The 17,814-nt window shown below is 60.2% G+C and carries 13 protein-coding genes; 1 reads left to right on the top strand and 12 read right to left on the bottom strand.

The genetic code is table 11. The features are described from left to right. Window positions 1-53 precede the first annotated feature (53 nt). The 4 genes from AAAT03_RS02565 to purF form a co-directional block, all read right to left on the bottom strand. On the bottom strand, window positions 54-518 hold the full coding sequence (locus tag AAAT03_RS02565) for a PTS sugar transporter subunit IIA (RefSeq protein ID WP_161194393.1): 465 nt from the start codon (window positions 516-518) through the stop codon (window positions 54-56). Window positions 519-643: 125 nt separating this feature from the next. Further along, window positions 644-1,345, bottom strand: a complete 702-nt coding sequence (purN, locus tag AAAT03_RS02560; RefSeq protein WP_349102532.1) for a phosphoribosylglycinamide formyltransferase — start codon at window positions 1,343-1,345, stop codon at window positions 644-646. Then, window positions 1,335-2,438, bottom strand: coding sequence for a phosphoribosylformylglycinamidine cyclo-ligase (gene purM / locus AAAT03_RS02555; RefSeq protein ID WP_195534941.1), 1,104 nt, complete (start codon window positions 2,436-2,438; stop codon window positions 1,335-1,337). Before purM ends, purN begins: the two co-directional genes overlap by 11 nt. 157 nt (window positions 2,439-2,595) lie before the next feature. Continuing rightward, complete coding sequence (purF, locus tag AAAT03_RS02550; RefSeq protein ID WP_349102531.1) at window positions 2,596-4,266, bottom strand: amidophosphoribosyltransferase; 1,671 nt, start codon at window positions 4,264-4,266, stop codon at window positions 2,596-2,598. Between the two features lie 286 nt (window positions 4,267-4,552). Between purF and AAAT03_RS02545 the strand changes: the two genes are divergently transcribed. After that, window positions 4,553-5,782, top strand: coding sequence for a putative ABC transporter permease (locus AAAT03_RS02545; RefSeq protein WP_117778665.1), 1,230 nt, complete (start codon window positions 4,553-4,555; stop codon window positions 5,780-5,782). A gap of 90 nt (window positions 5,783-5,872) precedes the next feature. On the opposite strand, the gene AAAT03_RS02540 is transcribed toward AAAT03_RS02545, so the two are convergent. The 8 genes from AAAT03_RS02540 to AAAT03_RS02505 all read right to left on the bottom strand — a co-directional run bounded on the left by AAAT03_RS02540 (window position 5,873) and on the right by AAAT03_RS02505 (window position 17,749). Next, window positions 5,873-6,289, bottom strand: a complete 417-nt coding sequence (locus AAAT03_RS02540) for a molybdenum cofactor biosynthesis protein MoaE (RefSeq protein ID WP_117646157.1) — start codon at window positions 6,287-6,289, stop codon at window positions 5,873-5,875. A gap of 67 nt (window positions 6,290-6,356) precedes the next feature. After that, complete coding sequence (locus AAAT03_RS02535; RefSeq protein ID WP_349102530.1) at window positions 6,357-7,355, bottom strand: sortase; 999 nt, start codon at window positions 7,353-7,355, stop codon at window positions 6,357-6,359. Between the two features lie 35 nt (window positions 7,356-7,390). Next, on the bottom strand, window positions 7,391-7,855 hold the full coding sequence (gene purE, locus AAAT03_RS02530; protein WP_006235810.1) for a 5-(carboxyamino)imidazole ribonucleotide mutase: 465 nt from the start codon (window positions 7,853-7,855) through the stop codon (window positions 7,391-7,393). 217 nt (window positions 7,856-8,072) lie between these two features. After that, window positions 8,073-14,486: a discoidin domain-containing protein gene (locus AAAT03_RS02525; RefSeq protein WP_349102529.1), complete on the bottom strand. Its 6,414-nt coding sequence runs from the start codon at window positions 14,484-14,486 to the stop codon at window positions 8,073-8,075. A gap of 511 nt (window positions 14,487-14,997) precedes the next feature. Further along, window positions 14,998-15,438, bottom strand: a complete 441-nt coding sequence (locus tag AAAT03_RS02520) for a MarR family winged helix-turn-helix transcriptional regulator (protein ID WP_349102528.1) — start codon at window positions 15,436-15,438, stop codon at window positions 14,998-15,000. 104 nt (window positions 15,439-15,542) lie between these two features. Then, entirely contained in the window at window positions 15,543-15,869 is a 327-nt protein-coding gene (locus tag AAAT03_RS02515; protein WP_117646153.1) for a hypothetical protein, read from the bottom strand. 195 nt (window positions 15,870-16,064) lie between these two features. Further along, on the bottom strand, window positions 16,065-16,892 hold the full coding sequence (locus AAAT03_RS02510) for a PTS system mannose/fructose/sorbose family transporter subunit IID (protein WP_349102527.1): 828 nt from the start codon (window positions 16,890-16,892) through the stop codon (window positions 16,065-16,067). Beyond that, window positions 16,892-17,749, bottom strand: a complete 858-nt coding sequence (locus tag AAAT03_RS02505; protein WP_089572605.1) for a PTS sugar transporter subunit IIC — start codon at window positions 17,747-17,749, stop codon at window positions 16,892-16,894. Before AAAT03_RS02505 ends, AAAT03_RS02510 begins: the two co-directional genes overlap by 1 nt. Between the last annotated feature and the right edge of the window lie 65 nt (window positions 17,750-17,814).

Raw genomic sequence — 17,814 nt, 5'->3', positions numbered from 1 at the left:
TCCCCAAGTGCCGGCACATAAGGAACGTCCCTAGGTGCCGGCTTAGCCCCACCTTAGAAGTGGCGGCGGATGGCGTCGACCATGCCCTGCGGCGTGGTCTGGCCGAGCACGTCGGCTGCGGCATCGGCGTCCATAAAGATGTTCATGAGCGCCTGCAGAGCCTCGACCTGGCCGCCCGGCTCGGCGATGCCCAGATTGATGACGATCTGCGCCGGCACCGGAGCGCCCATGCCAGCCATAGCGTTAAATGTCACGGGCGCGGAGGGCTTCACCACCGCGATATAGGGCTTGGCCACAAACCCCGGATCGGTATGCGGAATGGCAATGTTTGCCGCCGGCATGGCAAGACCCGTGGGATAGGCATCCTCGCGCGTGCGAACGGCGTCGAGCCAACCGTCGGCAATGTAGCCGCGCGGAGCAAGCTCACTCTCGAGTTGCGCAAACACCTCACCCGGCGTCGCACACTCCCAATCAAAAAACACCAGCTCAGGCGTAAACAGCGCTTCGTTATCCGCCATGCGCTCACCTCTCTCACCTAGTCATTCAGGAACGTCCCCGATGACTACCCAAAACAAAAGGTGGCCACGCGCGCCTTGGCGCCAATGACCACCCTGACCACTCAACTAAATTGTACTGTGCGCCGCTAGACGCGGGGCGCATCAATTGCGACCTTGCCGCTCTCCAGCACGTGGACGCGGCCGTCGGCGAGCATTTGCACGACCTCGGGATACAGCACGTGCTCAATCGCGTGGATGTGCTCCTCGAGCGCGTCGACATCCCAGCCCTCCTCGACAGCCAGCGCACGCTGGGCGATGATGGGACCGTTGTCGTAGACCTCGTTGGCAAAATGCACGGTCACGCCAGTTACCTTGACGCCGCGCGCAAAGGCATCGTCAATCGCATGCGCACCGGTAAAGCTCGGCAGCAGCGCCGGATGCAAGTTGACCACGCGGTTGGGAAACGCCGCCAGCAGCGGTGTGTGCACCATGCGCATATAGCCGGCCATCACCACGTACTCGCAGCCGCGCTCGAGCAGCTCGTGCGCGATGATCTCGTCGGCGGCAATAGGGTCGGCATAGACATCCTTGGACAGCGTGAGCGTCTGGATGCCCGCGCGCTCAGCGCGCTGCAAACCCTTAGCCGAAGGACGGCTCGACACCACAAGCTCAATCGAGGCGTTGAGCTTACCGGCGGCGATCAGATCGGTCAGCGCCTGCAGGTTGGTACCCGAACCGCTGATGAGCACACCGATCTTGAGCGGCTCGACCGTATCGGTGCCGGTCGGACGGGTGTAGGGCACAAAGCCCAGGCCCTCACTAGCAGCCATCTGCTCGTTAGCGCTCATCGGAGTACACGACCTTACCGGAACCCTCGACGCACTCGCCCACGCGGAACGGCTTCTCGCCCAGCGCGACCAGGGCTTCGGTAACCGCGGCCTCGTCCTCGGGGGCGACGATCAGGCACAGGCCGACGCCCATGTTGAAGGTCTTGCATGCCTCGTTGGGCGCGAGCTCGGCCTGACGCGACACGTAGGTGATGACGGGCGGAACGTCCCAACCCATCTCGGCGCCGTTGCGGGTGACCACGGCGTCGACGTCGTCGGCGAGTGCACGGTTGAGGTTCTCGGTAATACCGCCGCCGGTGATGTGGGCGATAGCATGCACGTTGACGCCGCCGCGCAGCAGCTCCAGGATCGGCTTGACGTAGATGCGCGTGGGGGCCAACAGAGCGTCTGCCAGCGATGCACCGCCGAGCTCCTCGAGCGGACGGCTCAGCTCCTCGGCCTTAGCGGCGGCCTCGGGCGTGCCCGGCTTAATACCGTCGACGCCAATGACCTTACGCACGAGCGAGTAGCCGTTGGAGTGCACGCCGGTGGAAGGCAGGCCCAGGATCACATCGCCCGGGCGGACGTTTGCGGGGTCGAGCATCTTGGGACGGTCGACGACGCCCACGGTAAATCCGGCAAGGTCGTAGTCGGCAGGAGCCATGACGCCCGGGTGCTCGGCCATCTCACCGCCCACGAGCGCGCAGCCCGCGAGCTTGCAGCCGTCGGCCACACCCTTGATGATCTTTGCCATGTGCTCGGCCTCGATGTGACCGATGGCGACGTAGTCCAGGAAGAACAGCGGCTCGGCGCCCGAAGCCAGAATGTCGTTGACGCACATAGCGACCAGGTCCTGGCCCACCGTCTCGTGACGGTCCATGATCTGGGCGAGCACGAGCTTGGTGCCCACGCCGTCGGTACCGCTAATCAGGATCGGGTCTTCCATATCCTTAAGCGCGGCAGCCGAGAACAGGCCACCGAAGCCGCCGATGCCGCCGATAACCTCGGGGCGATTGGTGTCCTTGACCATCTGCTTAATCGCGTCGACGGCGCGGCCGCCCTCAGCGGTATCGACGCCGGCATCCTCATACGTCACATGCTTGCTGTCGCTCATCTGAGCCTTCCTCTCCCACTACCGTGGCGCCGCGCGGGCGCCAAACGGTGCTCATAGTTGTCCTCGATTCGGTGCATGCCATAACAGCACGCGCCGTCATATCAACAAAACAGCAGGTAAAACCTACCAAAATAAACCTGTCCCCATATGGCAGGTTTTATGCCTCGCCGTGCTCCTCTTCCCAGCTGCGGTCGTCGTATTTCTCGATCACGGCGTCGTCGTCAAAGTGCAGCGGCTTGTCCAGGTTGCGGGGCTTAAAGCCCTCCATAAACTTGTCGCGGCCAAAGCTCTCGGGAATCGCCACGGGGTAGCGGCCGGTAAAGCACGCATCGCAGTAACCGCCCTTGGGCATGACCTTAAGCAGGCCCTCGACCGAAAGGAAGGCCAGCGAATCGGCGCCGATATACTCGCAAATCTCGTCGACCGTCTTGTTGGCGCTGATAAGCTGCGACTGCACGTCGGTATCGATACCGTAGAAGCACGGCCAGATGACCTCGGGCGAGTTGATGCGGATATGAATCTCCTTGGCGCCGGCGTTGCGCAGCATCTTGACGAGCTGCACCATGGTGGTGCCGCGCACGATGGAGTCGTCGATGACGACCAGGCGCTTGCCCTCGATGTTGTCGCGCAGCGGGTTGAGTTTCATACGCACGCCCATGGCGCGCAACTCCTGCGTAGGCTCGATAAACGTACGGCCCACGTAGCGGTTCTTGATAAGGCCCTCGCCAAAGGGAATACCGCTCTCGTGCGAATACCCCTCCGCAGGCGGCAGGCCGGAGTCGGGCACGCCGATGACCAGGTCGGCCTCGACAGGCTCCTCATGTGCCAGCTGACGACCCATGTCGTAACGGCAGGCATAGACGCTCTTGCCGTTCATGATGGAGTCGGGGCGGGCAAAGTAGACCTGCTCAAAGATGCAGCTGGCGGGCTCTTCGGCTGCAGGCACGCCCTGCTCGGATACCAGGCCCTCGGCGCTGATGCGCAAGATCTCGCCGGGACGGACGTCACGGACGTACTCGGCACCCACGATGTCGAGTGCGCAGGTCTCGGAAGCAACGACCCAGCCGCCGGCGCGCGTGACACGGACGGCGGAGTCGACCGTCGCGGCGCCGTCCTGCGACGGCAGCTGCGAAACGGCTGCGGCATCGGCCTGGTCCAGACCCTCGTCCACCAGCTTGCCCAGCACGAGCGGGCGAATGCCGTGTGGATCGCGGAATGCGTAGAGCGCCTGCTCGTTGATGAGCGTCATGGCGTAGCCGCCGCGCACGAGCTCCATGGTCTTGCGAATACCCTCGCGCAGGTGGCCCGTACGCTGGGTAAAGTAGCCGATAAGCTTGGTCGCGACCTCGGAATCCGAATTGGAGAGGAACGGCACGCCCAGCTCGATCAGCTGACGGCGCAGCTCGTCGGTGTTGACGAGGGTGCCGTTGTGCGCGAGCGCGATAATGACGCTGTTGATGGTAGAGAGGTGCGGCTGAGAGGCTTCCCAGCTCTTGGCACCGGCGGTGCCATAGCGCACGTGGCCCACGGCCAGCTGGCCGGAGAGCGTCGACAGGTCGGCGTTGGAGAACACGCGGTCGAGCAGGCCCAGATCTTTGCGGACCATAACCGTGCCGCCGTCACCCACGGCGATTCCAGCCGATTCCTGGCCACGGTGCTGCAGCGCACGCAGGCCAAAGTACGTCAGTCGAGCCACGTCGCGATCGGGCGCCCATACGCCGAAAATGCCACATTCCTCATGCAGCTGGTCGGAGTCCGGATCATACGTCGACATGGTGTTCACCTGTCCCGCGGCACGCTCGGCCGCGCGGATGGTTTCTTGAGACATGGTATCCCCTCAGAGCCTCGTATTTTTGGCGTTACCCGCCTTATTATACGCACGGCGCGACGTGCTCCCCAGCGCATGAGCAGCGCTTTTTAAAAGCCCACCGAGCTAATAATCAGTTTTGTTGCCAAACATTTTATCGGTCTGTCCAGTGTAAGTGCCCGCGCCCCCAGATGGCCGCCGCGTCTGCCGTTGGGGATTACAAAGTTGCAATTGGGACGTTCGTCCTGTCTTTTGGCAGGTCGGCGGCGTATCCTTATAACCTACAACAAAGCGAGAAAGGTTCTGTATGGATCGAAACGAACTCGACCCTAGCGTCCCCAGCGCCACAGAGGTCAAGAAGATTCCCCTCATCATTAAGGTGTACGCCGTCCTGTGCATCCTTTCCGGCGTGGGCACGCTCCCGTCGGTCGCTGCCTTTATGTGGCAGGTCATCACGGCACTTGTTAACGGCAACGCCACCGAAAAGCTCGGCGACAACACGCTCGTCGCAGTCGGCCTTATCGTCGCCGGCATCATGCTCTCTGCGGCAAGTGCCGTCATCCTAATCATCTTTGGCCTGGACCTTATCAAAAACCAGCGCCGCAACGCCGCCCGCCTGTCCTACATCCTTATTGCATTCACCGTCGTCGAGCTTTTGGTCGACGTGATGCTCCAGGGTATCGGGCCCTTCTTGCTGCGCCCCGCTATTCAGCTCGGCATCCTCATCGCGCTTTCGGCCACCGTCGACCCCACGCTGCGTCAGGAGCGCGAGCTGCAGCGCCGCCTGCAGGAGATGCTCGACCGCGATGCCGCCGCCGAGGGCATGCTCGGCCGCGATGAGACCGGCGAGGGCTACATCAAGCTCAACTACTTCAACCTGTTCTGGGTATTCTTCGTCTGCTGCGTACTGGGACTTATCTTGGAGGACATCTGGCACATGACGGTCAACGACCCGGGCGTCTACCAGGACCGCGCCGGCATGCTGTTTGGCCCTTTCAGCCCCATCTACGGATTTGGCGCCGTGCTCATGACCATGGTGCTTAACCGCTTCTACAAAAAGAACCCCATCATCATTTTCCTGGTGAGCGCTGTGCTCGGCGCGAGCTTTGAGGTGTTCGTGGGCTGGTTTATGCAGACCGCGTTTGGCGTGGTCTCGTGGAGCTACTCGCACATAACGCTGTTTGGTTTGCCCGATCCGCTCGTGGTCCTCACGGGCGGACGCACCTGCACGGGCTTTGCCTGCCTGTGGGGCCTAGGTGGCCTCATCTGGATCAAGCTGCTGCTACCGAGGCTGCTTAAGCTCATCAACAAGATCCCCTGGAAGAGCCGCTACTCGGCCACCGTCATCTTTACCGTCATTATGCTGGTCGACGGCGTCATGACGCTGCAGTCGCTCGACTACTGGTACCAGCGCGTTAACGGCACGGAGCCGGACATTCCCGTCGCACAGTTCTACGGCAAGTATTTCGATAACGACTACATGGAGAACCGCTTCCAGAGCATGACCATGAGCCCCAAGGACGCCACGCGCGTTTAGCGCCCGCCGCGCCCAAAACGCAAAATGCCCGCCGGTATCACACGTACCGGTGGGCATTTTTATAAACGATCCTTCTATCGACGCAATCCTCTATGCCTCGCGCTCGACCTCACTCACGCATTCGTTCTTGATGGTGCCAACGAGCGCCTGCAGTGCATCGACCACGTGTGGGCGAATGTCCCCGCCGATAAGCACGAGCATGATGTCGTCACCTACGGTAAGCTCGCCGCTTGCCAGCCACACGCGCACATAGCCGATACCCGGCATCGCGCGCGTAGTCTCGATAGCAGACCGTACCTTTTCGGCGTCGTAGTCAAAGACCATGCCGCCCACCCTGTGGCCTGGCGCCACGCCATCGGTCTCGACTCCGCGCACCTCAGCCTTGGGCGTCGCGCGCACCACACCGTTATGCGTCAGATACATCCCACAGCCTGCCGCCGAAGCATCGGCCTTGGCCTCGCGCAGCCAAGCATCAATCGAAGGCATCAATTTGCCACTCTCGAGCATCATTTCTCCCTTACCGTCGTCGAGTAGCCAATTTGGGACGGGGCCTTTTTAGCTACTCTCGAACAACTTATTCCTCGACCGGCGTGAGCACCATGACGGCGCGTGTGTTGCTCAGCGACAGCGAACGACAGGTCACAAGCGTTACAACCTTAGTTGCCGAAGCGGCACGATCGGTGGCATCACTCGCCACGGCAGAAGCGCCGTCGAGCATCTCGGACAGGTAGTTCTTGAGTCCGTCGTCGCCCTCAAAAAGTGTCGTGCGCGCCTTGGCATACGTGTCCTCGACCACCTTGGTCGCCAGCGGACGCAACTTATACGTCGCATCGCGCGTGATGTAGTACACATATTCAATGCTATCGAACGTTGCCTGGTCAGTCGTATCCGAAATCACGTTGAACATCGACCCATCGTTCATATGGTGGCCGTAGATCGTGGTCTGCTGGTCGACCATTCCCGGCGCGGTGTCATCGCTATCCAAGAAGATGGCACCCGAGGCGTTAGACGTGCCATCGAACAGCGTGTTGAGGTATTTGGAGTTGTTGTTGGTCTGCACCACGGGATAGTTGATGTTGGTTCCCGGCACGTAAATCCAACCCACAATCTCGGGGTTCGTCTGAGCAAGCGCATCAAAGTCGATAATCGGCACGCCGCTGGCGTCCTTATCGCTTACATATTGCTTCTCGATTTTCTGATACGAATCGCTCGCCTGCTTATAGCCAATCTGGGCATTAATAAAAATAGCGGCGGCGGCGACAATCAGACCGATACCGATGATGATGAGCAGAATGGGAATAATGGAGTGGCGCTTTTTGCGCGGCGGCTCGGTGCGATCCGACGGCGCGGCATGCGATGAAGACCGGGGCGGCTTCTTAGCGGAGCTATAAGACGAAGGACGATATGCGGCCGGCGCGTCCTGTCGACGATGCGTCGCCGGTGTCACGGGGCGCGGCGCGCGCGGCTGCTGAGGAGAGGATGTCCGACCCTGCTGTGCCGCACGGGCAGCACCCGGCTTCGACGGATCGGGAATCTGAGAAGCCTTGAATCGTTTTCCCTGATAATCGGACATGGCTCTCCTTATACTGCGGTGAAACGGCGGAACGCTTAGGCGTCAGCCATCTCCTGCTTCATCTTCTCGATAACCTTGCGGTACTCGGGGTCGCAAGCACCCAGAATCTGTGTGGCATAGATGGCGGCGTTCTTGGCACCGTTGATGGCAACGCAGGCCACGGGCACGCCCGAAGGCATCTGCACCATCGACAGCAGCGAATCCATACCGCCCAGGTCACTCGTCTTCATAGGCACGCCGATAACCGGCAGCGGCGTAAAGGCAGCCACGACACCACCCAAGTGAGCGGCCTTGCCGGCGGCGGCGATAATCACTTTGATACCGCGATCGGCGGCAGTCGAAGCCCACTCGTGGACCTTCGCCGGCGTGCGGTGCGCGCTCGCAATGACGAGCTCATAGGGCACACCCAGTGCCTCGAGCTCGGCGGTGCAGCCTTCCATAACGCCCAGATCGGACTTGGAACCCATGATGATCCCGACAACCGGCTTCTGATCTGCCATAAACATAGACCTCCTGTTGAGAGCGGTGACGCAGCGAATCCGCGACCCTTAACTGCAAATAATTCAAGTATAGCCACCGATGCCGATGTGTTCGGTGAGAGACGGAATGCTTTGCGAGATTAAGGCCGAAGGGTCGGAGCTTTCCGCCTACATTCAAAAAGCATGCCCACCGTCCTTGGGTGGGACGGCGGGCACGCTTGCTTAGCTGTTGCTGGGGCTACTTGGCCTTGCTGCGACGATGGAAGAAAGCGCCGATCGCGGCGATGATGGCGCCGAGACCACCGACGGTCACGACGGTCGCCGCCGTCTGGTCGCCGGTATTGGGGATCGCCGAACCGTTCTTCTTGCTGCCCTGGGCCTTGTCGCCTGCGGGCTTGCCCGCCTGGTTGCCGCCGTTCGAGCCATTGCCGGAACCCTGGTTGCCCGAGCCGCCCTGGTTGCCGGAGTCGGCATCCCTGAGGCTCTCAATGGCCAGCTTGAGCTGGTCATAGGCCGCCTGGAGCTGGGTGTCGGAAGCATTCTCATCACCCAAGACGTCCTCGGCGTAGGTAATGGCATCCGTCAGGGCCTTGACAGACTCGTCCGTCTTGCCCCTGGTGTCAGTCTCCTTCGCCTGCTTGACCAGGGCCTTGAGCTGCTTCTTAGTCGGATTCTCGACCGGGACCACCGGGGTCTTCTCGAGCGCGCCGCGGGCGCTCTCGAGCGCCCTGAGCGCCTGGTCGACCTCGTCCTGCGTGGCGTCCTCATCGCTCAAGATGGCGCGGGCGCTCGCCAGGGCGTTCTCGAGCGCCGTCCAGGAGGCCTCGGTGTAGTCACCGGCCTTGAGGTCGCCGGCAGCAACCTCGGCATCAACCTTTTCGATCGCGGTAGCGAGATCATCCTTCGCCACCGGATCGGGGACGGCCGTACCGTAGAACTTGAGCTCCGCCATGCTGCAGTAGGCATCAACGTCGCCACCGCCGGCGTGAATCACCTTGACGGTCACGTAGCGACCGCGCGCGGCGCCAAAGCTCATCTGCTTCCAGTCGCCACGGTCGGTGAGCACGCGGCCGTCGTTGTCGAAGGCGAACGTACCCATCGACGCGGCGGTGCCCATCTCATAACCGTCGGCAGTGTCGGAGACCAGTATCTCGGCCTCGAAGATATCGCCGTTAGTGCCGCCGTCCTGGCGCGGCAGGAATGTAACGTCGGTGAGATCGTAGCCGCGGCCCAGGTCGACACTCAGATACTGGGGCATACCGGTCCCATGGGCCCAGTCGCTGTGCCAAAGCGTCCGCTCGTCGCCGTCGAGAGCGTTGACGGCGTTGCTGCCCTCGTAGTCGGCCTCACTCGAGAAGTCGGCCACCTTGACGTTCTTGCGGTTCTCGGGCGTGTTGATGAGGATTTTCTCATCGACAGGGCGCATCTTGAGGCCGTCGATTGCCTTCTCGATCTTGGCAGTGGCGTCTGCGACATCCTTCTTGCTATAGCTGCCCTGGCCGCTGTCGAGGAGCTTCCGAGCCGCCTCGACCGCAGTGGTGAGAGCTGCATAGGAATCCTTGGTGTAGACGGACTCGCTGTAGCCCGCGGCCTTGGAAAGCGCTGCCACGAGCGCAGAGGTATCGACACCAGCCTTGACCTCGACCTCATAGGATGCGGTCTTGGAGGGGTCGAGTACCGACGCCACCGTGATCTTTGCCTTGCCGGCCTTGTTGGCACGCAGGTAGTAGCTCACGCTGTCGCCAGCCTGAACAGCGGAGACGCTTACCACAGAGGGGTCGGAGCTCTCGACCGTCACATAGGGGTAGCCAGCGCTCTCAGGCGTAGCCTTGGCGTCGACGGGCGTAATGTCGCCTTCAAAGAACTCGGTCTGGTTCTTGCCTAGCTCGACACCCTCGATGGCCTCGACACCCTGCGTGTAGTTGAAGTTGACCTCACGCAGTGTGAGCATCTGGTCACCCGATGCCTCAAGCGGCGTGACCTCGACCTTGGTCGCCTTCTTGCCCTTGTTCTCGGCAGAGAGGTCAAAGGCGTAGCGAGCCAGGAAGGAATCGTACTCCCCGCCCGCGAACTCTTGGATCGAGCCATCCTCGAACGTCACGACGGCCTTGATCTTCTGTACGGTTCCGTTGCCGCCGTTGCGGTTAACGACCTCGACGCTATCGAGTTTCGACGGCGTCTTAAATGCGAATGTCATCGTGGTGGGAAGCTTCACGTAACTCGGTAGCTTACCCTCGCTGTCCCAGTTGCCACTCCAGTTCCACAGGAACTCAAAGCCGTTGTCGCCCTCGTTATTATCGAACAGCGCGTTATAGCTCTTCTGCTGGATAAGTTTCTCGACGTTGGTCCCGTCGTCGGTCGTGAGCTCATCGTTGGTCATCGTGATGTTGAAGGCATCCTGGGCGTACTCGGCGACCGTTGGCTGAGGAACGTCCGGCATCGTCACCGTGCCGTCGCTCGCAAACTCAAGTGCGTCGCATGCCGGGCCGATAAGCCAAGATGTCGAGGGCAGTTCGACCTTTCCGGCGGTCTTGGCCTTGAGCTTGAAACTCGCCACCGCGCCAGTACCGTTGTAGAGCTTGCCATCGCCGCGGTTGGCAAAGGCGAGATTGATAGTCTGCGTTCCGTCCACGAACTGGACCTTCTCGCGAGACAGGTTCTCCATGCCGGCAGTCGAGCCGTCCTGCGCGATGCTCTCGGACACAAACTCGAACTGGTCGCTCTTGAAGTTGACGAGGGCGCCCAGGGCGTTGACGTTCTTGGCGTCGGCCGCATAGACATCAACGGTGATCTCATCACCGGCCTCGACCTCGGTCTTGCTCGGAATCACCGCGAGCGAACCTGCGACCTTGCCCTTTTGTTTAGTGCCGCCGTCAAGACCCGCCATGGTGAACGAGTAATCGTAGACGTCGTAAACGCCGTTATCGTTGAGGTCGGCGAAGTGGTCGCGGATCTGCGAACCGAACGTCGGGGTATCGGGCTCGCGATTCTCGAGGCCCAGATAGTTCTTCATGTTGGAGTAGTCTCCGTCGGAGATCGTGGCCTTGTTGAGGTTGGAGCCCACGGCGAAGCCATCCGTGCCGTCGGTCTTGTAGATGGCAATCTCGGACGCGGAGAAGAAATTGCCGACCGAGGCGAGCGGTGTCATGCGCACGTAACGGGCGGCCACGGTGCCGTCAAACGCTACCGTCTTACAATCAGCGGAACGTGCCCAATCGACCTCCTGGCTCGTCCAGTGGACGCCATCGAGACTCGTCTCAACACGCATCTTGGTCACGGTGCCGTTGCCGGCGTCATCGCGCGGATAGTACTCGAGCTTATCGAGCTTGTAAGCGCGTCCATAGTCAACGGTAAGCGCCTTGCCCAGATCGTTGCCACCGGAGTGGAAACCGCCGTCGCCCGACTGGAACTCATGGTCGAAGGCGAGCTCGGCCTTATGGCTGCCGTAAAGTGAGCCCTCCCAGGTGATTTCCTCGGCGTCGGGGACGTTCCGCCACGGATCGAGTGCGGAGTTCGCCTCGAGCACATCGCTCCAGGCGGAGTAACCTTCGGCGTTGCGCGAACGAATCTGGTAGGTGTGCTTGCTATTGTAGGCGAGGTCGGTGTGCGTGAACTCGGCCGCATCACCCACGGCAAACACAGTGCCGTCGACCTTAAGGTCGTAGGAGGTAGCACCATCGACCTTTCCCCAGGTGAGCTTGATGCTCGTTGGGGTCGTGGCGTCCTCGGGGGCAGCAAGGTTCGTGGGTGCGGAGAGGTTCTCGTTGAGGCGATCGGCTGTGAGCGTGGCGTCGGCGTTCACGAAACCGCCCAGCTCAAGCGTCTGCGCCGCTGCAGCAACATCGGTCTTCGCGAACTTGACGTAGACCTTGGGGTTCGTGGTGATCTTGGTGTTGTTGAAGCTCTCGCCCTGCTCGGCCTCGGTGCCGTCCGCATCGCTGCCGTAGTGGTTGAGGTTGGGGGTCTCGCTGTAGAAGTAGACCGCCTGGCCGGCCTCGGGGGTCGCGGCGTCAAAGGTCTCCTGCGAGTCGACCTCAACCACGTTGAGTGCGGATCCGCCGTTCTTGGCGACAACGCTCGTGGGCTTGGCGGACACATTGGCCACGAAGGTCGTGGTGCGGTTGGAGTCGTAGCCGTTGTAGCCGCCCTGCGAGGCCTCGGCGGTAAAGGTCGCGGTGCCGCCTGCGGCCTTGGAGCTGTAGACGGTGCTCACATGCTCACCGTAGGAGATATTGTCGATCGTGCCGTAGGAATCGTCCTCAGTCGTGTTGTTCTCGATGGAGGAGCCGTCGTCCTCGTACTGCGTAAAGGTGCCGTCGCCCTCGGTGGCGAAGAACTCGACGATACGCTGGCTGCGGTCGGTACCCTTGGTGTTGGTGTCGCTCACGGCCTCGGGGTTGTTGTTCTCGGCGTACATCGGCACGATAGCGTTGGCCTTCACAAACAGCGGCAGCTTCCAAAGCGGAGCCTCGTAGTTGTTGAGAACCTGGCCGCCGCGATACTGCTTACCCGAGAAGTAATCGATCCAGATGGTGGGATTCTCGTCGGTGCCGTAGTTGGGGAGGTAAATCCCATTGCGAATGTCGTTGCCGTTCTCGTCTGCCTGGGTATCCTGATACACCGGTGCCACTAGGAAGTTCTCACCGAACATATACTGGTACTGCGTCGAAGTGCTTGCGGCGTACTCGGAGTTGTCGGAAAGCAGCATGGCGCGGATCATGGGCAGGCCGGCATCGCCGTTACCCGTGTCGATGTTGGCCGCCGAGGCCGCGCTCGTGTAGATATAGGGCATGAGCTGCGCCTTGAGCTTGAGGTAGAAGCGCGAGATGCCTGTGTAGGGATCGCCGTGCGTCATGGGCGATTTACGGTAGGTGCCCCAACCGTCCATGTCAAGCATAGAGGGCGTGAACGTCTTCCACTGGTAGTCACGCGCAGAGATGATGGGGTCGCCGCCAAAGATGCCATCCATGTCGGAGCCGATGTTGGGGTTGCCCGAAAGACTCTGACCGATATACGTGGGGATATGGAAGCGAATGTACTCCCAGTTACCGCCATACTGGTCGCCGGTCCAAATGCCACCAAAGCGCTGCGTGCCGGCCCAACCATCGAGCGTGATGATGTTGGGGCGCTTGTTAGCGCCGGTCGTCACCGTGTCATAAGCTGTCTTGATGCCATTAAGACCAAAGGAGTAGCCAGATCCAACCCAGGCAACGTCGGTCTTAAGGGTAGTGATGCCTCCCGTCTTGACCTCGGCGTCGAAGTCGCGAAGCAGATGCCACGGGGTCTCAGGGTTGCTGTCGGGCTCAAGGTTGGACTGGGTCCACAAGCCCGTGCTCACACCCTTGGAGTTGGCATACTCGGTGAACTTCTTAAGGTTGTCGACATTGGCACGCACAGCGTTAAGACGGTCGGCCGAGCTCGCTCCGTCGGAGTTGACGCCGCCGGTCTTGTAGTAACCGTTCTGGCCATAGCCGGCGCCGTAACCGTCGTTCGGCAGGAACCAGCCGAGCGGCATGTCGTTGTCCTCGTAGTCATCGATAACCTGACGAGCAGAGAACTGGCGGTCGAAATCGGTCGCTTTCATGTTCTCGGTATCAACCGTAGGGCCCTCACCGTTGAGCGTCTCGGCCGCAAGTGTGCCGTCGAGCTTGTAGCCCGTCGACATGCCAGACTCGTACTTAACGTCGCCCTTCTCGCTCGAGGACTTGCTGCCCTTGGTCTCCCACTTCTTTTGACCCGAGGTCGTTGACCAGCCATCACGGTTATAGGCATTAAGATGACCAAGGTAGAACCCGTACTCGGGCAGCAGTACCGGGTTACCGGTCACCTTGTAGTAGTCCTGCAGCATCTCGGTTGCCACGTTCGAAGCGCCCTCGTTGGTCGCCACGAAGTAGTAGGCATCAAACTCATTCTCGCTGTGCAAAGTCGTGACCGTCGATGAGTCCGTGGAACCGAAGTCGTAGGAACCCTCTGCAAACGTGTTTCGGAGTACGCCGTAGCCGTCACTCGTCCAATAAAACGGGTTGGGCGAGGCAACGCCGCCATCGGTCCAGTTGTTCGTGTTGGAGATGGCGATGGTCTGGTTGGTGTGCAGGAAGCGTCCGTTCTGGGTGCCGCCGCCAAAGAAGTTCTCGGACTTCTCCTTGGCGAGCGTCTGGACGGTACCCTTCTTATCAAGGTCGAGGGACGCGGACTCGGAAACCACGACACGGTCGCCTGACTTGATACTCATCTTGCCAGTCGCCTTGTCCAGGATCACGGTCGCCTTTCCGCCGGTGATCTCGATAGTGTCGCCCTTGTCGGCAACCGTCGCACTCGGCTTGCTGTAGGTGTCCGAGGTATCGGGCTGAGCCTGGATCTTAGCCGTGTGGGACTTACTACGCGGCGTGGCGTACTCGGAAAACTCACCCTTGGGGTCGACGTTATAACGGAAAATACCGTCCTCGAGGAACGTAATACGGCCCTTGATGCCGTCAGCGAAATCGATGTCGACGACATTCGAGGCAGACTGGGACACGGTCGCCGAGTCGACGCCCTTGAGTGGCGTGGCAATCGCCTGCTGGGGATTGGCAAACACGAGCGTCGCTGCAGTGGCAACGAGGACCGCGCTTCCCTTCACCCACCGTTTCGTAAAAATGGAATTCCTGCGCATCTGGTCTCCTTTCTTCCGACATGCTGAGGTACCGAGGACGCCCCCCGGCAGCATGGGAAAACGTATCAAACGGAGATGTTCGGTACATTCCGCACAATGGGGGCCACCCGTTACCAAGGGGCCAACTGGTAGTAACCAGATAGCCACCTACTAGGTCATATCAACATATGGGAGCACTTGCGCACCCAAGTTCGGAATTCTCCCAGCGGCAGCAAAATAAGCGTCAACGGCAAGGTGGGCTTAATAAGCCATACCAATTGGTTCTTCAGTCAAATACCAATCTAGCAAAAATGTACTGTTTGTCTGGTATTACACAGACCATACCTTTCCCTCGGGAACTGGGCTTCGCGAAGTTTCCCGAGGGAAAGGCTCAGCCGCCATCCTGCAACCTACCGGGGATTGCCATGACGTACGTTGGCTGATTTGGTTTGGAATGAGATGTTGACGGTGGCTGATGGGCACAACTGTCCCGGGTGCATTTCAAGATGCACCTAAATGTCTGTCTTTATCCTTATAGATTGTCCAGGTAGTCGTCGGCATCATAGGTAAGGCTGTAAGCTTTATTCAGGATGCGCACGAGCTCCTGGGCATCGTGCTCGCCGAGCGCTGAGAGTTGTTTCGAGAGCGATGCCACACTCTCGGCATTTTTTTTCGCCGCGAAATCACGGCCTTCCTCGGTAATGCTCACCAGCACACGCCGACGATCGTTTGGATCAGTCCTGCGCTGAACGTAACCCTTACTCTCGAGTGAATCCAAGATATGCGACATGCGCGCACGGGAGAATTTCAGCTTCTTGGCAATCTCGGAGGGAATGACATCACCGTCAATACCCGATAGATACTGTAAAACCGGTGCCTCGCCCACACTGACGCCGCCGGCAGCACTCAAGGATCCCTTGGCAAGGGAACGTGAGTACACAATCAGTTTTCGAGCGACGTCATCGTAATCCACTGGGGATATTGTCCTTTGCAACTCTAGAAGGGCCATAAAACCGTCATTTGCCGTACATTAGTTAACATTCGCAACAATTATTTATGATACCCCAACGCGGAAGTCTATTGCTCGTCCTTCTTGCGTCGCATAAGCTCCTCAACGTCGACACCAGCGGCCTCGAGCATGCGCTCGACATTCTTTTTGGCGTTGGTCGTGCCGACCTTAAGCACGATCGAAAGCGGAGTGCCCACCACCAGGCACACGATGCCCACGGGGACACCCCAGCCGGGGCCGCCCTGCATACCCCACATCCCCATCAAAAAGCCAATCGCCACGAGCGAATAGCCCAGGCGCAGCCAAACATTGAGCCGCTGAATAGCATCGGTCTGCATCTTTGCCTCGCGAATCAAGTCGTCGCGCGAAAGGTCGTGTCCATGTTTCTCGTGCATATGGTCCTCCTCGTGCAAAGTGTGCATCATGCGCAAGTGCATCGTTTGTCGAATACGTCATCTTTCAAGAGCAATATAGCGGGTGTCGTGTAGGCGATGGAGGTCGCTGGCCATATTGCCCTTGAAGGGCGGCGCAAAATCAGAAGGCCGTGCGGTTGAGGCCGCACGGCCTTACAGGGGGCCAGGGGATGATGACTAGTAGCTCAGTGCCGGGTCGAAGAAGCCAATGAGAACGCCCACAAATGCGATCACAACGAGGATCAGCATCATAACGATGGGGTTGACCTTCTTCTTGGTCATCATGTACCAGCAGAAGATGATGAAGATCATCGGCAGCAGGTGCGGATAGATGCCATCGAGCGTGTCCTGGAACTTACCGCCACCGGGCAGCACCAGGTTGGGGCTGCAGGTGATGGAGACCCAGGTAGCACCGACTGCACCGATGACCATGGTACCGACCATCACGATGGAATCACGCAGAGCCTTGGCCTTGGGGCCGACGAGGGCCTCGACCGCCTTGCCGCCGAGCTCATAGCCCTGGTTGTAGGCAAAGCGCATGCCAAGGAACATGAGCAGGTTCCACACGACAATATAGAAGATGGCGCCGAGCGGGGAGCCGCCGGTCGAGAGACCGAGGGCAATACCGAGCAGGATCGGGATCAGGGTACCGACGATCAGCGAGTCGCCAAGGCCGGCGAGCGGGCCCATGAGGCCGGCGCGGATGCCGTTGATGGCGTCGTTGTCGATGGCCTCGCCGTTTGCGCGAGCCTCCTCGAGGCCGGCGGTGACGCCGACAATCATGGTGCCGATCTGCGGCTCGGTGTTGAAGAACGCGGAGTAGGTCTGGAGGGCCTGCTTCTGCTCCTCGGGCGTGTCGTAGAGCTCCTCGACAATCGGAAGCATGGCGCACAGGTAACCGAAGGTCTGCATGTGCTCCTGCGAGAAGCAGGTCAGGTTGCCATAGGACCAGTTACGGAACGACTTGGCAAGCGTTTTCTTAGAGAGCTTTTTCTTCTCTGCCATTAGATGTCCTCCTCTTCCTCATCATCTGAGCCCGAGGCGATAGCTGCCTTGGGAGCGTTTGCGAGGTCGATCTTGAGCGAAGCGATCTCATAGTTGATCAGGGCGAAGAAGCAGCCGATGCCGGCAGCGGCGATCAGGTTGCAGCCCATAACAGCGGACAGGGTGAAGCCGAAGAAGAACGTCAGGAAGTCCGTGGGCTTAGAGATGACCTGCTTGAGCAGGATGGCGATACCGACGGTAGGCAGCAGCGAGCCGACGGTAAACAGCGTCTTCATCGCGATGCCGTCCATGGGCATGTAGGTCTTCATGAGGTCGACCATGGCGGTGCCGCCCATGGTGATGATGAACGTCGGGAGGAACGAGCAGACGATGTGACCGATCCAAGGCAGAACGTTGTTGACCAGGTAGAGCTTGTGGAGATCGCCCTTCTCGAGCCACTTCCAGCCCATGCCCTGCCACACCAGGTTGATGGTGGCGGTGCCATAGAAGAGCACAGTGCCGAGCGTGCCGACGGCGGCACCGAGGGATGCGGCCATGCCGGCAGCCTCAGCGGAGGCGGGATCGATGCCCGAGTTCTTGATGGCGAGGATCGCCAGCGGGATGCCGATATAGGACACGGCGCGGACGTCGGCGGAGACGGTTCCGCCGGGGGTCACGAGAGCGATGTAGACAACCTGGATGGCAGCGCCGACGAGGATACCCGTCTGCATATCGCCCATGATGATGCCGACGATGAGGCCGGCGACCAGAGGACGACCCAGAGTGTAGTTGCCGATCGTCGTGCCGCCCATGCCAGGCAGTGATGCCAGGCAGGCGAACAGGCCGAACAGCGCGGCTTGGAATGCATTGATTGCCATGCTTTCCCCTTTCTTTATTCCTCAGCCCCTTTCACCAAGGGCTGTAGATACCAAAATGCGGCTGG

It is taken from the genome of Collinsella sp. CLA-AA-H167 (assembly GCF_040095305.1).
Classification (GTDB): domain Bacteria; phylum Actinomycetota; class Coriobacteriia; order Coriobacteriales; family Coriobacteriaceae; genus Collinsella.
The sequence above is the reverse complement of the archived record's forward strand: the minus strand, read 5'-3'. Positions and strand labels throughout refer to the sequence as shown.